The sequence below is a fragment of the Streptomyces vinaceus genome (assembly GCF_008704935.1).
GTDB lineage: Bacteria > Actinomycetota > Actinomycetes > Streptomycetales > Streptomycetaceae > Streptomyces > Streptomyces vinaceus.
Genome location: NZ_CP023692.1, coordinates 7,135,987 through 7,151,364, shown reverse-complemented (window position 1 = coordinate 7,151,364; position 15,378 = coordinate 7,135,987). Strand labels below are relative to the sequence as shown.

16 protein-coding genes are annotated in these 15,378 nt (G+C 71.5%); 10 read left to right on the top strand and 6 right to left on the bottom strand.

Annotated features, from left to right (window positions below):
• Positions 1-29: 29 nt before the first annotated feature.
• On the top strand, positions 30-1,739 hold the full coding sequence (locus CP980_RS32220; RefSeq protein WP_373312990.1) for a CocE/NonD family hydrolase: 1,710 nt from the start codon (positions 30-32) through the stop codon (positions 1,737-1,739).
• A gap of 12 nt (positions 1,740-1,751) precedes the next feature.
• Here the strand turns inward: CP980_RS32220 and CP980_RS32215 are convergent, their stop codons facing one another.
• Entirely contained in the window at positions 1,752-2,327 is a 576-nt protein-coding gene (locus tag CP980_RS32215; RefSeq protein WP_132760942.1) for a winged helix-turn-helix domain-containing protein, read from the bottom strand.
• A gap of 237 nt (positions 2,328-2,564) precedes the next feature.
• Positions 2,565-2,648 (bottom strand): putative leader peptide, encoded by an 84-nt coding sequence (locus CP980_RS36790; protein WP_324617234.1) that lies wholly within the window; start codon positions 2,646-2,648, stop codon positions 2,565-2,567.
• Positions 2,649-2,998: 350 nt separating this feature from the next.
• On the opposite strand from CP980_RS36790, the gene CP980_RS32210 reads away from it, so the two are divergent.
• From CP980_RS32210 to CP980_RS32185, 7 genes are all read left to right on the top strand, one after another.
• Positions 2,999-4,210, top strand: coding sequence for an acyl-CoA dehydrogenase family protein (locus CP980_RS32210; protein ID WP_150529761.1), 1,212 nt, complete (start codon positions 2,999-3,001; stop codon positions 4,208-4,210).
• 182 nt (positions 4,211-4,392) lie between these two features.
• Entirely contained in the window at positions 4,393-4,851 is a 459-nt protein-coding gene (locus CP980_RS32205) for an RrF2 family transcriptional regulator (RefSeq protein WP_132760940.1), read from the top strand.
• Positions 4,852-5,030: 179 nt separating this feature from the next.
• On the top strand, positions 5,031-5,102 hold the full coding sequence (locus CP980_RS36785) for a putative leader peptide (RefSeq protein WP_351157054.1): 72 nt from the start codon (positions 5,031-5,033) through the stop codon (positions 5,100-5,102).
• A 299-nt stretch (positions 5,103-5,401) separates the two neighbouring features.
• A complete protein-coding gene (locus tag CP980_RS32200) occupies positions 5,402-6,511 on the top strand; it encodes an aliphatic sulfonate ABC transporter substrate-binding protein (RefSeq protein ID WP_150529760.1) in 1,110 nt (369 codons plus the stop codon).
• A gap of 67 nt (positions 6,512-6,578) precedes the next feature.
• Positions 6,579-7,367, top strand: coding sequence for an ABC transporter ATP-binding protein (locus CP980_RS32195; protein WP_150529759.1), 789 nt, complete (start codon positions 6,579-6,581; stop codon positions 7,365-7,367).
• On the top strand, positions 7,354-8,238 hold the full coding sequence (locus CP980_RS32190) for an ABC transporter permease (RefSeq protein WP_150529758.1): 885 nt from the start codon (positions 7,354-7,356) through the stop codon (positions 8,236-8,238). The genes CP980_RS32195 and CP980_RS32190 overlap by 14 nt, the downstream gene beginning before the upstream one ends.
• Positions 8,239-8,315: 77 nt before the next feature.
• Entirely contained in the window at positions 8,316-9,257 is a 942-nt protein-coding gene (locus CP980_RS32185; RefSeq protein ID WP_150529757.1) for a formylglycine-generating enzyme family protein, read from the top strand.
• On the opposite strand, the gene CP980_RS32180 is transcribed toward CP980_RS32185, so the two are convergent.
• A complete protein-coding gene (locus CP980_RS32180; protein ID WP_150529756.1) occupies positions 9,247-10,602 on the bottom strand; it encodes a lipase family protein in 1,356 nt (451 codons plus the stop codon). The genes CP980_RS32185 and CP980_RS32180 overlap by 11 nt on opposite strands.
• A 504-nt stretch (positions 10,603-11,106) precedes the next feature.
• Complete coding sequence (locus tag CP980_RS32175; protein ID WP_132761536.1) at positions 11,107-11,613, bottom strand: MarR family winged helix-turn-helix transcriptional regulator; 507 nt, start codon at positions 11,611-11,613, stop codon at positions 11,107-11,109.
• A 151-nt stretch (positions 11,614-11,764) separates the two neighbouring features.
• On the opposite strand from CP980_RS32175, the gene CP980_RS32170 reads away from it, so the two are divergent.
• Positions 11,765-13,039 (top strand): MFS transporter, encoded by a 1,275-nt coding sequence (locus CP980_RS32170; protein WP_132761535.1) that lies wholly within the window; start codon positions 11,765-11,767, stop codon positions 13,037-13,039.
• A 72-nt stretch (positions 13,040-13,111) separates the two neighbouring features.
• Here CP980_RS32170 and CP980_RS32165 read toward each other — a convergent pair whose 3' ends face one another.
• Entirely contained in the window at positions 13,112-13,699 is a 588-nt protein-coding gene (locus tag CP980_RS32165) for a GNAT family N-acetyltransferase (protein ID WP_150529755.1), read from the bottom strand.
• 104 nt (positions 13,700-13,803) lie between these two features.
• On the opposite strand from CP980_RS32165, the gene CP980_RS32160 reads away from it, so the two are divergent.
• Positions 13,804-15,042 (top strand): MFS transporter, encoded by a 1,239-nt coding sequence (locus CP980_RS32160; RefSeq protein ID WP_132761533.1) that lies wholly within the window; start codon positions 13,804-13,806, stop codon positions 15,040-15,042.
• Here the strand turns inward: CP980_RS32160 and CP980_RS32155 are convergent.
• Positions 15,011-15,367, bottom strand: coding sequence for a VOC family protein (locus CP980_RS32155; RefSeq protein ID WP_150529754.1), 357 nt, complete (start codon positions 15,365-15,367; stop codon positions 15,011-15,013). The two genes, CP980_RS32160 and CP980_RS32155, sit on opposite strands and share 32 nt — an antisense overlap.
• Positions 15,368-15,378 lie beyond the last annotated feature (11 nt).

Below are 15,378 nucleotides of genomic sequence, written 5' to 3'. Positions count from 1 at the left end.
ACAGTGTACGGAAATGAAGGAGGGGCACAATGACACCACTCACGCACCACCCCGTGTCGAGGCCGGTCTGGGCACCGCCCGCAGGGAAACCGCCGCCGGCCGCCCGGATGATGCGGGCGACTTGGCGCCGCCTCCCGGCCAAACTGCACGAGGTCGGCTGGGAGCCCGGGCTGGAGGTGCCGGCCGCCGACGGCAGCCCGCTGATCACCGACCACTACTTCCCCCGCACAGAGGGCGACTTCCCCACCCTTCTGGTGCGCTCCCCGTACGGCCGGGGCCTGCCGTGGTCCCCCATGTACGGCCTGCTCTTCGCCGAACAGGGCTTCCACGTGGCCCTGCAGAGCTGCCGCGGAACCGGCGGGTCGGGGGGTGAGTTCGACCTGTGGCGCAACGAGGCCGAGGACGGCCGGGCCACCGTCTCCTGGCTGCGCGAGCAGCCCTGGTTCAACGGGACCCTCGGGACCGTCGGCCCCAGCTACCTGGGCTACGTACAGTGGGCGCTCGCCCTGGACCCGCCGCCGGAGCTGAAGGCGATGGTGGTGCAGGTGGGCCTGCACGATCCCCACGCCCTGTTCCACTCGGGCGGCGCGCTGCACCTGGAGAAGGCCCTCGCCGTCGGCTTGGGCATGACCTACCAGCACCAGGGCGTGGGGCCGTTCGTGAAGGCGACACTGCGCCTGCAGCGCCGGCTGCGCGAGGTCACCACCGCGAAACCCCTGCGCGGGGCGTACACCGCGGCCCTCGGGTGCGAGGTGCCCTGGCTGGACGAGGTGATGACACGGCCCGACGCCGACGACCCGTACTGGCGGGGCGCGTCGCAGGCGGAGTCCGCGCGGCGGCTCCGCGTGCCCACGAGCCTGATCACCGGATGGCACGACGGGCTGGCCGACCAGACCTTCGAGCAGTACGAGCGGCTGCGCGCCGCCGGCTGCGAGACCTCCCTGCTCGTCGGCCCCTGGACCCACACCTCCGCCTTGCAACAGGGATGGCCCGAGGTGTTCGCCGAGAGCCTCGCCTGGCTGCGCGCACACCTGGGTCCCGACACCTCCGGCCTGCGCCCCACACGGGTGCGCGTGCACATGGGCGGCGAGAACGCCTGGCGGGACCTCGAAGACTGGCCACCGGCCCCGTACACCGGCCGGTGGTTCCCCACGGCGCAGGGTCACCTCACCCGGGAGGCTCCCTCGGACCGCGCGCCACTGGCCTCGTTCCGCTACGACCCGGACGACCCGACGCCTTCCGTCGGCGGCCAGCTCCTCTCCCGTACGGCCGGTCCGCGCGACAACAGCGCCCTGGAAGCCCGGGACGACGTACTGACGTTCACCGGTCCACCGCTGACCGAGGCCGTGGACGTCCTCGGGCCGGTATCCGCGCGGCTGAGCATCTCGACGGACACCGGGCACTCCGATGTCTTCACCCGGCTGTGCGATGTGGACGCACAGGGCCGCTCCGTCAACGTCTGTGACGGGCTGGGCCGCGTGCGCACGCACGGGCAGGAGCCCGCGCAGATCACCGTGGCGATGAGCCACACCGCCCACCGTTTCGCCGTCGGCCACCGCATACGGTGGCAGATCAGCGCGGGCGCCCATCCGCGCTTCGCCCGCAACCCCGGCAACGGGGAGTCGGCGGTGGACGCCACCACGTTCACGCCGGTACGCATCACCGTCCACGCGGACTCGGCCTTGACGCTCGCGGCGGATGCCGGGGGCCGCGAACCGGGCGCTGCGGGCGAGGGCTGAGCGGCCTCGGGGCTACTGGTGGTCGGGGACGTACTTGTATCCGACGCGGCGCACGGTGGAGATGCGGTCCCGGTAGGCGGCTCCGAGCTTGCGGCGCAGCCGGGCCACGTGGACGTCGACCGTGCGGCCGTCGCCGATGTGCCCGTAGCCCCAGATGCCGGAGATGAGGGCATCACGCGTATGGACCGTGTACGGGTGGGCCACGAGGTGGGCCAGGAGGTCGAACTCCAGGTACGTGAGGGCCAGTTCCTGCCCGTCGACCTCGACCAGCCGGCGTACCCGGTCGACCCGGATCGCGTCGTCGGCCCGGGCGGGGGCGGCCTGCGGCGCCGGCTCCGATCCGGGGCTCTGGGGCAGTCCGAGCCCGAGGGGATGGATCTCGGGGCGGATGCCGTGCGCCTGCATCAGGGCGACCGGGTCGACGTTCGCCGGCAGGAACACGAGGTATCCGACGCGCCCTCCGTCACTCCCGGCGGCCGGGGCGGCGGGGACGGCCGGGCCGACGGGCGGACGGTCGCCGACCAGCTGGAGGCGGGGGGCCGGGGAACGGCGGACGGCGGATGCGGGAACGGAGATCGCGGTGGTCATGATGAGCCCCTTCGGCTGCGCGGAGTGAGGTACGGATGCCGGGTGTTCGGGCAGGCCAGGGCACGGCGTCTGCGTGACGGAGCCGACCGGGAGAGCGGCGCGGCGCATGCCGGACCGACCCGCACGGGCCGGTGGGCCGGGGTCACGAAGGGCGCCACGCACGGAAGGCGCGGCGCACCGGGGGAAGCGGCAACCGGAACGCCGGCGCGCATCGAGGAAATGCCCTGACGAAAAGCCCTAGACGGGGCGGCAGACGGCGCTGGCTACGCGACGGAGGTCAACGTGCCTGCGGCGTACGAGCAACGGCTGCGACGGGGACATGGGCACATCCTGAGGTGCGGGGCGGATGCTCGTCAATACTTCCCTATCGATCTCATAGGAAATGGCCGGAGGAACCGGACGGAGGACCGCCGGAGGACTGTCTCCGGCAGGCGGGCGCGGTGGTTCAACTCCCCTGGTCCACACCTTCCTTGACGGTGGATCCGGCCCAGGGTCCGCCCTCCGGGCACTGACCTGCGATGTCTTTCATTCCGAGATCGAACTGTCCATCATTCGGTCACGCTCTTGCCGGGGAGGACGCTTCGGGCGAGGATCCCTATCAATCCGATGGGAAAGGTGGGGATTTACCGCCTGCCCGGTCCGCCGCCCAACAACGTTCCGGAGTAGCCGACATGACCACCGCCAGCCCCGCCGGCCACAGGTCCTCCGACGAGCGGCACCGCGCGCTCCTGCGCACCGCCCGCGACGTGGCGGACGACCTCGCCGCGGACGCCATCGCCCGCGACCAGGCCGGCAAGCCGCCGACCGACGAGACGGCGCGGCTGCGCGAGGCGGGCCTGCCGGCGGCGCTCACCCCGCCCGGACCCGACCGGGGAGCGGACTGGCGTACCGGTTGTGCCGTCATCCGGGAGATCGCCGCGGCGGACAGCTCCGTCGGCGACCTGCTCGCCCGTCACTACGTACACACCTGGAGCGGGCGCTTCTACGCCGACCACGAGCTCGCCCCGGCGCTCGCCACCGCACTCGAAGAGGAATCGGTGCGCGAGGGCTGGCTGTGGACCGGGGCGGTCCGCACCCCCGCGCCCGACGAAGACACCGAAGGACCGGACCTCAGGCTGAGGCCCCGCCCCACCGGCCACGTACTCAGCGGAGACCGCTCCGTGGACACGGCGGTGGCCGCGGCCGACCAGATCGTGGTGGACGCCGTCTGCGCCGCGACCGGCGACGTCCTGGTCGTACGGATCCCGGCCGACGCGCGGGGCCTGAGCGTCGAACCCTCCCACGACCGTCTCGGCCAGCGGGTGGCCGGCGCGGGCCGCGTCGTCCTGGACCGCGTCGCCGTCACTGCGGAGCAGGTGCTGGGCCGCCGGCCCCACGACGAGGAGTCGACCCCACCCCTGACCGCGCTCGCGGAACCGGCGCTGCGGCTCGCCCTGTGCCACGTCGGGCTCGGCATCGCCGAGGGCGCCCTCACCGAAGCACGCGACCTCAGCAGGGGCGGCCGCGCGCACCGGTTGCCCGGCGAGGACGCGGACCTCTTCCTGACCTACGGGGAACTGGCCTCCGCCGCCCAGACGGCCACCGCCGTCATCGACCGGGCGACGGAGGCGATGGCGCAGGCCCTGGCCACGGGTGCGCACCTCGACGCCGACGTACCTGCGGCCGTCGCCGCCCTGGTCGCCACGGCCGAGGCCGTGACCTCGAAGGCCGCCCTGCACATCACCACCCGGGTACTGGAACTCGCCGACGCCCCCGGCCTGGACCGCTTCTGGCGCAACGCCCGGGTCCTGACCGCCCACCGCCCGGTCGCGCACCGCCTGCGCTCCATCGGCGAGCACTACCTCAACGGCTCCCACCGCGCGGTGGCGGCGGCCTTCCGCTGAGACGCGGCTCCTGCCCGGAGCTGCCCGGAGCTGCCCGGAGCTGCTGCCCGGAGCGCGGACACACGCTCCGGTCCCCCCGATCCGGGCCCTGATCCGCCCCGCCGCCGGGCCCGTGCGCATGCCCTGCGACCTGCGGCCACCCGTGGCCGACGCAGGCCGGATCCATGCCGGATAATGGCCCCATGCGGATCTCAGCCAGGGCGGACTACGCGGTACGTGCCGCACTGCAGCTTGCCGCGTCGCAGGACGACGGGCCGGTGAAGGCCGAGGCCATCTCCGACGCCCAGGACATCCCGCACAAGTTCCTTGAGGGCATCCTGAACGACATGCGCCGGGGCGGTCTCGTCCTCAGCCAGCGCGGCGGCAACGGCGGCTACCGCCTGGCCAAGCCCGCCGGGTCCATCACCATCGCGGACGTCATCCGCGTCGTGGACGGACCGCTCGTCTCGGTGCGCGGAGTCCGGCCACCGGACCTGTCCTACACCGGCCCCGCCCAGTCGCTGCTCCCGCTGTGGATCGCGCTGCGGGCCAATGTGCGCGAGATCCTCGACGGCGTGACGCTCGCGGACGTCGCGTCCTCCGAGCTCCCCTCGGGCGTATCGGCGCTGGCCGATCCCCCCGGGGCCTGGACCAATCCCTGATTCTGGCCTGAAGCACACCCCGCCCCACCTGCGGTTTCTCGCATTCCGAGATATGGGCGTCCACGATGCGGTCACCCTCTTGGGCCCGCTGTCCGGCTCTGCCAATATGCCTACCAACCAGGTGGGAAAACTAGGAATCAAGTGAGGTGGCCGTGCGAGAACTGCACCACGCAGGCCCGATGCTGCCTCTGACTTCCCGCCGCCACATCGACCTCGTACGTACGTCCAGCGCCATCTGTCAGCCCGGCTGACACTCTTCGCCGGGCACGCTCCGCGCGTACGTCGGTCGACCGGGCAGGCCTCTCGGCCCGTCCCGCCGCCAGCCTGCTTCCGAGCGCAAACTTCGACGTACGACCTCGACGCCCGTCCCCAGGGGCGTCCGGCACCCCACCCGCTCCGCAGTCCGCGACCGAGATCCCGCCGACGACGGCCGGGAGCGGGTGCCGTGTGCGCCGATGTCTGCGGCTCGCCCCCGTACCCCGTCCTTCCGTACGCGGTACTCCCGTACTCCCTTACTTCCGTGAACACCATCCCGTGAAAGGACACCTCCGTGTCTGCCGCAAGACCGCTCACCACCCTGCGCGCCATCGCCGTCACAGCGGCGCTTCCCCTGCTGCTCACCGCCTGCGGCTACGGTTCCGCGGCGAAGAAGGACGACGACAAGGCGAACGCCGCGGCCGCCGGCGACAAGAAGCTCTCGGCCTCCGAGGTCCGTATCGGGTACTTCCCGAACCTGACCCACGCCACCGCGCTGGTCGGTCTGCAAGAGGGCCTGATCCAGAAGGAACTGGGCGCGACCGCGATCAAGCCGCAGACGTTCAACGCGGGTCCGTCCGAGATCGAGGCGCTCAACGGCGGCTCTCTCGACATCGGCTTCATCGGCCCCTCGCCGGCGATCAACGGCTACGTGAAGTCCAAGAGCAGCAACCTGCGGATCATCTCCGGGTCGGCCTCCGGTGGCGTGAAGCTGGTGGTGAACCCGGACAAGATCAAGACCCTGGACGACCTCAAGGGCAAGAAGATCGCGACCCCGCAGAAGGGGAACACGCAGGACGTCGCGTTCCTCAACTGGATCGCGGAGAAGGGCTGGAAGGTCGACCCGGAGTCCGGCAAGGGCGACGTGTCCGTGGTGCGTACGGACAACAAGGTGACCCCGGACGCCTTCAAGCAGGGCTCGATCGACGGCGCCTGGGTGCCCGAGCCGACCGCCTCCAAGCTGGTCTCCGACGGCGCCTCCGTCCTCCTCGACGAGACCGACCTGTGGCCCGACAAGAAGTTCGTGATCACCAACGTGATCGTGTCGCAGAAGTTCCTCAAGGAGCACCCGGACGTCGTCGAGGCGGTCCTGGCCGGCACGGTGAAGACGAACGAGTGGATCAACGCCAACCCGGACAAGGCGAAGGCCTCCGCCAACGCGAAGCTGGAAGCGGAGGGCGGAAAGCCGCTCGACGCGAAGGTGATCGATCCGGCGTGGAAGAGCATCCTCGTCACCGACGACCCGCTGGCCACCACGCTGAAGACGGAGTCCGACTGGGCGGTGAAGGCCAAGCTCATCGAGCAGCCCGACCTCGCCGGGATCTACGACCTGAGCCTGCTGAACAAGGTCCTCAAGGCTGCCGGCAAGCCCGAGGTCTCCGACGGCGGTCTCGGCGCCAAGTAGCCCCGGACCGGCCCGAGTAAGCCCAACCGAGCCAGTCCGCAATCGGAAATCCCAGGAGGTGACGACCATGGCCACCACACTCGCCAAGGCTGTCGAGGACACCACCGTGGTGTCACACGCCGCACGGATCGAGCACGTCTCGAAGTCCTTCTCCGGCCCGGCCGGATCACAGCTCGTCCTGGACGACATCAGCCTCGATGTCGCACCCGGCGAGTTCGTCACCATCCTGGGAGCCTCCGGCTGCGGCAAGTCCACCCTGCTCAACCTCGTCGCCCAACTCGACCGCCCCACCACCGGCACCATCACCACCGCCGGCCGCCCCGCCCTCATGTTCCAGGAACACGCCCTGTTCCCCTGGCTCACCGCCGGCAAGAACATCGAACTCGCCCTGCGCCTGCGCGGAGTCGCCAAAGCCGACCGCAAGCCGGAAGCCGAACGCCTCCTGGAACTGGTCCGCCTCACCGGCGCCCACGGCAAACGCGTCCACGAACTCTCCGGCGGCATGCGCCAGCGCGTCGCCCTCGCCCGCGCCCTCGCCCAGGACAGCCGCCTGCTCCTGATGGACGAACCCTTCGCCGCCCTGGACGCCATCACCCGCGACGTCCTGCACGGCGAACTCACCCGCATCTGGGCCGAAACCGACGTCTCCGTCCTCTTCGTCACCCACAACGTCCGCGAGGCCGTCCGCCTCGCCCAGCGCGTGGTCCTGCTCTCCTCACGCCCCGGCCGCCTCGCCAGGGAATGGACCGTCGACATCCCCCAGCCCCGCCGCATCGAAGACGCCGACGTCGCGGAACTGTCCGTCGAAATCACCGAACACCTGCGTGGGGAGATCCGCCGCCATGGCCAGCACTGAAACCAAACCGACCACGGACGACCTCGCCGGCCTGGAAGCCGGCCTCGACGCCCTCGACGCCGTCCACACCCACCGCACCCCCCTCCGCCAGGTCCTGACCAAGAAAGCCCTGCCCCCGCTGCTCGCCATCGGCCTCGTGCTCGTGGTCTGGCAGGTACTGGTCTCCCTGAAGGTCACCGACGAGACCAAACTCCCCGCCCCCTCCGCCGTCTGGGACAGCCTGACCCAGATGTGGCTCAAGGGCACCCTCCTCGACGTCATCTGGACCAGCGTCTCCCGCGGCCTCCTCGGCTTCCTCCTCGCCCTCGCCATCGGCACCCCCCTCGGACTCCTCGTCGCCCGCGTCACCTTCGTCCGCGCCGCCATCGGCCCCATCCTCCAGGGCCTGCAGTCCCTGCCCTCCGTCGCCTGGGTCCCCCCGGCCGTCCTCTGGTTCGGCCTCAACGACGCCATGATGTACACCGTCATCCTCCTCGGCGCCGTCCCCTCCATCGCCAACGGACTCGTCTCCGGCATCGACCAGATCCCCCCGCTCTACCTCCGCGCCGGCCGCACCCTGGGCGCCACCGGCCTCAGCGGCGCACGCCACGTGGTCATGCCCGCAGCCCTCCCCGGCTACCTCGCCGGCCTCAAGCAGGGCTGGGCCTTCTCCTGGCGCTCCCTCATGGCCGCCGAAATCATCGCCAGCTCCCCCGACCTCGGCCTGGGCCTGGGCCAACTCCTCGAAAACGGCCGCAACAACATCGACCTCCCCGGCGTCTTCCTCGCCATCACCCTCATCCTCGTCGTCGGCATCGCCATCGACCTCCTCATCTTCAGCCCCGCCGAACGCCGCGTCCTGCGCACCCGCGGCCTCCTGGTCAAGAGCTGACCGGGCGAAGCTCATCGGCCGCCATGAACCCGGCCGGGTACCCGCCACTCCCCCCGACACACACCGACGGAGCCGTGATGCTCTCCTGCTGCGCCCCCGCACACGAGGGCACCACCCCCCTCACCCTCTCCCCCACACCACCGCCACCCGCCGCGCCACCCACCACGACAGCCGCCCGCCGCCTGATCGACCTGCCCGGCGGCCGCTTCCTCATGGGGACCGAAGACCCCGACTCCTCCCCCACCGACGGCGAAGGCCCCGTACGCGAAGTCACCGTCAACCCCTTCCGTATCGCACCCACCACCGTCACCAACGCCCAGTTCGCCACCTTCGTCAAAGCCACCGGCCACGTCACCGAGGCCGAACACTTCGGCTACTCCTACGTGTTCGGCGGCTTCCTGGCCGAAGCCGTCGCCGCCGTGTCGCCGCCGGTCGCAGCCGTCCCCTGGTGGCGAGCCGTACCCGGCGCCACCTGGCGCCACCCCGAAGGCCCCGGCTCATCGTTGGCAGCGCGCCACAACCACCCGGTCGTGCACGTTTCCTGGAACGACGCCCAGGCCTACTGCGCCTGGTCCGGCACCCGCCTGCCCACCGAGGCCGAATGGGAATACGCCGCCCGCGGCGGCCTCGAACAACGCCGCTACCCGTGGGGAGACGAACTCACTCCCGAAGGCCGCCACATGTGCAACATCTGGCGGGGCGACTTCCCCGTCCACAACACCGCCGAAGACGGCTACGAGAGCACGGCGCCGGCGAAGTCCTTCCGCCCCAACGGATACGGCCTCTACAACACCGTCGGAAACGTATGGGAGTGGTGCGCCGACCGGTTCACGCCCCACACCCTCAACCGCGTCATGCGCGGCGGCTCCTACCTCTGCCACGACTCCTACTGCAACCGCTACCGCGTCGCGGCCCGCAGCTCCAACACCCCCGACAGTTCCACCGCCAACATCGGTTTCCGCATCGCCGCAGACACCACCTCGACCACGGCTCGTACCGCCCGGCCCGTCACCGCGTGACGGTCGGCTCCTGCGGCTCCAGCGAGTTGCCCGCCGTGATCGTGCCGCAACTGCTGGGTGCGGTACGGCTCGCGAAGCGGTCGTCCAGCCAGGCCATCGCGCGCGGCGCCCAGTACGGCATGGCACCGACGTGGCTGAGCAGGCCGTACTGCTCGTACTTGATCGAGCGGTTGCCGTTGGCGCAGTACTGCCGGGCCAGCGCCCGTACGTCACCGGTGACCATGACCCCGTCCCCCGTGCCGATGCCCGGCGGGGTGTTGAACGTCCCTTCGAGCCATCCCGCGTTGCCCTGCCCGATGAACCCCGGGATGGTCGGGGTGGCGGCCTGGCCAAGGTTGATCTTGTTGACGGCATCGACGAAGACCGGGATGGAGTTGGGGTCCTCGTACTGCGGTTTCGCCATGTCCTTCCAGGTCATCCCCGGGTGGCGGCCCAGCGCGTCGACGATCGAGCCCTGTTCGAGCTCCTTGACGATCGCGAGGCCCTTCGCGCTGAGGTACGGGCTGAGGTCGATCCCGTACGAGCGCGAGACGCCGATGACGGCCATCGGGATCACCCCGTTCCACGCCAGCGCGCCGTCGACGTACTTGAGGTTGTGCGCGGGGGCCACGAGCAGCCCGCCCTCGGCGAAGCCGACCAGCCTGCTGTTCACCTCGGGCGCGTACGCGGGGGCGAGGGCCGACGTCCAGTTGGTGGCGACGGCCCCGCCCGAGTAGCCGAACAGGCCGATCCTCGTACCCGCGTGCAGGCCGGTCTCCCCGGTGCGGGTGGCGGCGCGGATCGAGTCCAGCGTGTTGGTTCCGTACTCCGGGCCGGCCGCGAAGTCGGCGTTCTGGCCCTCGGTGTCCGGGATGACCAGGTCGTAACCCTTGGCCAACAGCGGTGCCAGGATGAGGGATTCGGCGTTGGCGATGACGCCGCCGAGGGAGACGCCACCCGCGATGGCGCGGGAGGGGCCGTCCTCCGGGCTGAGGGAGTCGTAGAACGACTGGTACGACACCGCCTTGCCGCCGTCGCCGTGGGGGCTGCGGACCACGGTGGTCACGTTGGCCGAGGGCCTGCCCTGGGCGTCGGTCGTGCGGTAGAGCAGCTGGACGGCCTTCAGCGGGGTCGGGATCCCGAAGACGTGGTAGTTCAGCGTGCGCTTCTTCAGGACGTCGCCCGGCCGGTACGAGGCCAGCGGCTCGCCGCCGTCGTAGCGGTAGAAGGCGTCGGGCGCCGCGGCGGCCACGCGTGCGCCCGCGCGGGGCGCGGCCGACGCCGACGGCGCCGTACCGACGCCGATGCCGAGGCTGACGGCGGTCACGATGGCGGTAGACAGCAGAGCCGTGGTTCTCCGGTTCATTACTCCCCCGTAAGTCGAGCCGCAGCGGCTTTACCTGGCGGTAACTTACTGGAGGTGACGCCGTTTCACCTAGGCCGTGTCTTTCGGATCAGGGCGGATCAGGGCGCGGCGCGCGGTGCCGTGCATCGCAAGGCGGAGGAGGGAGTCGACGCGGAGCGTCGGCGACCGACGACAACGCGACGAGGTGCGGCACCGCGCGCCGCGACCCCGCCGTGATCCGAAAGACACGGCCTAGGACCGTCACCCTGCTTTTCGGAGTCTCCCCACCCCCGGCCGAGCGCTTGCGCAGACCGCGTCGGCCCGCACCGGGCGGTGACGGGGCGGCGGGCGAAACCGGCCACATCGGATGGAAGGGGCCGGGGCGGACAGCGGCCGGCCGGCGCCGGTCGCGCGCAGGGCGGGGCGCCAACTCCCCTACCCGTACGGCTTCTCGCAGATCAGCGGCGGCGCGGAGGAGGCATGGCCGGATGTGAGGGGGCGACCTGACACAGCGCCCGGAGGGCCCTAGCCGATCGAGGTGTCCCCATGGGATTCCAAGAGGGTACGCAGCGCCGAGGCCACCGTGTCACAGGTGTCGCGGTCCAGGGGAGCGAGGAGGGAGGCGAAGTGCTGCAGATGCTCCGCCATCACCTTCTCCGCGACCTCACGGCCCTGGTCGGTCAGGCGGACCCGGACCGAGCGGCGGTCCTGGCCGTCGCGGATGCGCTCGACCAGGCCCTTGGCCTCCATCCGGTCGATGCGGTTGGTGATGGCTCCCGAGGTGACCATCGCGGCCGGGACGAGCGCCCCGGCGGTGAGCGTGTACGGCGGACCCGAGCGCCGGAGCGTCGTCAGGATGTCCAACTCGCCGACCTCCAGGTCGCGTTCGGCCACGAAGGCCTTGAGCTGCTTTTCGATGATGCGGTTCATCCGCTGGATCCGCGCCAGGACCTCGATGGGCCACAGCTCGTCCGTCAGGTCGGGCCGCTGCGCCGCCCACTGGCCCACGATCACATCCACCGCGTCACTCATCGGGTCTCCGTCCACCGTCTCGATCACGCGCTCGCGCCGGATCCAGCATAACCCAGATGTTTCAGCGTTAAGAGACTTGACGTTGAGGGGCCTCTGGTGATTTTATTTCAACGTTGAGATTGTTAACCTTCAGATGGATTGGAGCGGCGCCATGACCACCGCGCCCGCAGGCACAGACACCGGCATCCGTGCCGGGACCGGCACTTCCGCCACCCGCGCACCCGGGAGCCCGGCTGCCCCCGGCCGCCCAGCGGCCCGCGGACCCGTCCCCGCCTTCTGGCTCGCGCTGCTCGCCACCCCCATCGCCGCCGGGGCCAACGCCCCGGTCCTGATCCTGCCGGACATGGCCCGCTCGCTCGGGGTATCCACCTCCACCGCGTCCTGGCTCGTATCCGCCTTCGCCTGGGCCATGGCGGTCGGTACCCCGCTGCTCGCCGGACTCCTGCGCCGCACCGGTCTGCGGCCCGTACTGCGCCTCGCCTCCGTCCTCGTCCTCGGCGGCACCCTCCTCGTCGCGGTCTCCCCCTGGCTCCCGCTCACCCTGGCGGGCCGGGCCGCCCAGGCCGCCGGAGGCGCGGGACTGGTCGCGTCGGCGATGAGCCTGGCCGGGACGGCCCGCCGGATGGGTGTCATCAGCGCCGGGTTCGGCATGCTCGGGGCGGCCGGTCCGCTCCTCGGCGAACAGCTCGCACACGCCGCCTCGTGGCGGCTGTCCCTCTCCGTGTCGGTGGTCGCGGTGCTCGCCGTGCCCGCGGTACTCCGGTACGCCGGGGCCATCACGCCCTCGTCCGACCGCTTCGACGGCCGCGGCGCAGCCCTGCTGACCGTGCTGGCCACCGCCCTGGTCACCCTCCCGCACGCCCCGCTGGCCGCACTCGGCGCGGCCCTCGTCGCCGCGGTGCTGCTCGCCCTGCACATCCGGCGCCGCCCCGAGGGGTTCGTCCCGGCCGCCCTGCTGCGCACGCCGGTCTTCGTCACCTCGGGACTGCTGGCGCTCGCCCTGTCGGGTTCGTACTTCACGCTGCTCTTCGCGGTGCCGCGGCTGCTCGGTGACCGGGCCGGCTGGGACACCGGCGCCGCCGGGGCCGGTCAGCTGGTCGCGCTGCTCGTCGGCTCGGCACTGTCCTGGCTGCTCGCCGCCTCCTCGGCCCGTATGGGCCGCCCGGCCGTCCTGACCGTCCTGATCGGCGTCGGGGTGCTGGCCGCTGCCGCCGCCGCCTTCTGCGACTGGGGCCCGCTCCTGCTGGCGGCCACCGTCGGCGGGGTCTTCGCCGCCACCGGCGCCAACGCCTGCCTCTCGATGCACGCCGCGGCCGGCGCCCCCGAGCACCAGCGGCCCGTCGCCATCGGCCTGTTCGCCCTCTGCTACCAGCTCGGCGGCGCCTTCGGCCCGGCGGTCGCCGCGGCCCTGGTACTCGGCTCCTGACCACGCCCCACCGCAAGCCTCCCCGGCCCGCCCCGCCTCCCGGCGACGGCGGGCCGATCGTCTGCCGCGGGGTCAGATGTCGCCCTGGACCAGGGCGTGCAGGTGCTCGTCGTGCCATCCGTCCGTGTGCAGCAGCGCGCTGCGCATGGTGCCTTCGAGGGCGAATCCGGCCTTGTCGGCCACCCGGCAGGATGCCTGGTTGGCCACCGAGTGGCACAGTCGCAGACGGTGCAGGCCGAGATCGTTCAGGGCCCACTCGCTGACGCGCTTCGTGGCCTCGACCACCGCACCACCACCGCGCGCGGCGGGGAGGATCCAGTACACGATCTCGGCACTGCCGCCCGTGAGGTCGATGTCGCCCCACCCGATCAGTCCCCTCGCCTCCTCGCCCGGTCGCGCGATGGCCCACATCGCGCTCAGCTCGGCGCGCCAACGCTCATGCATGCGTTCTATCCTCCGGCGCGCGTCCCCGGGCGTCTCGACCAGCAGCCGGTTCCACTGGCGAATCGCGGGATCCCGGCCTGCGGCCACCAAGACGTCGGCATCGGACGGGCGCCAGGGCCGCAGTTCCAGGCCGCTCGGAAGGCCGAGCACCGGCTGCTCCATCCCGGCCATCCGCCCCGCGGGGACGACTTCCGGTATCCGTGAGCTGGAGATCATCTCGGCATCCTGCCACAGCCTTCGGTCACGGAGCCCGTCGACCGAGGGCCCACTGATGGCCCAGTCCGGGCGACGGGCCGGACGATTTCGCTTTGACTGGCCGAATGGAGACGGAAGCGAAACCTCCCGCCGAGGCGTACCGGAACCTCGCCGTCGCCACGGTCGGGTTCGCCCTCACCTTCTGGGCTTGGGACCTCATCGCCCCGCTCGCCGCAGGCTACAAGGACCGCCTGGGCCTGAGCGACGTCCAGCAGTCGGTGCTGGTCGCCGTTCCGGTGCTGGTCGGGTCGCTCGGCCGCATCCCGGTCGGCGCACTGACCGACCGCTACGGCGCCCGCACCGTCTTCCCGCTGGTCGCGGCGCTCACGATCGTTCCGGTGCTGCTCCTCATCCCCACCCGCGACAGCTACGGGTGGGTCCTGCTGGCCGGGTTCCTCCTCGGCCTGGGCGGGACCACGTTCGCTATCGGCGTGCCCCTCGTGAACTCCTGGTTCCCGCCCCACCGGCGGGGCTTCGCCCTGGGCGTGTTCGGCATGGGAACGGGAGGTGTCGCCCTCTCCGGATACTTCACGCCCCGCATCGCCGCACACGGCGAGAACCTCCCGTTCATCGTCGTCGCGATCGCACTCGCCGTCTTCGCCGTCGCCGCCGCCTTCCTCATCACCGACCGCCCCGGCCGGCCCGTCCCCACCGCCCCGCTCTCCACCCGGCTGGGCCAGGCGGGCAGGCTGCGGGTCACCTGGGAGCTGTCCGGCCTGTACGCGATCGGGTTCGGCGGGGTCGTCGCGTTCGGCGTCTACCTCCCGACCTACCTCAAGACGTGGTACGAGCTGTCGCCCACCGAAGCGGGCACCAAGGCGGCCGGCTTCGCCCTGGTCACCGTCGTCTTCCGGCCGGTCGGGGGCAGGTTGTCGGACCGTTTCCACCCGGCCGTGGTCACCGCCGGGGCACTGGCCCTCGTCGCGCTCTTCGCCGTGGTCCAGGCCTTCGATCCCCCGCTGTACCCGGTGGGCACCGTCGCCCTGCTCCTGATGGCGGCCGGCCTCGGGGCCGCCGGAGGCAGCGTCTTCGCCCTCGTCTCGCAGGTGACGCCGCAGGACCGGGTCGGCAGCGTCACCGGGATCGTCGGCGCCGTGGGCGGCCTCGGGGGGTTCGTACCCCCGCTGCTCATGGGCGCCGTCTACAGCGCGAAGGGCTCGTACTCGATCGGCTTCATGCTCCTGTCCGACCTCGCCCTCGCGGGCTGCGTCTACGCCTACGGCCGCATGCGGAACCTGGAGCCCTCCGCGGCGGGGTCCGCCCCCGTCGTGGTCAGCGGGAGGGCCGGTGACTCAGTACGTTGACCACCCGGCCATTGGGGTCGCGGGCGAAGAACCGCCGCACGCCCCACTCCTCGTCCTGGAGGGGATGGACGATCTCCGCGCCGCTGTCGCGCACGGCCGCGTACGCCGCGTCCACGTCGTCCACCTCGACGCTCATGTCGGGGGTGACCGGAGCGGTCTTGTCCCCCGTCATGATGCTGATCTGCGCCGCCGGAGTGGTCGGGGAGGCGAGCGTCATGATCCAGCCGTGGTTCATGACCTCCTCGAAGCCCAGCAGGCCATAGAACTGCCGGCTCTCCTGCGCAGCCTCTGACTGGATGTTGGGAACCACACGGCGAACGGTCATCGACGACTCCG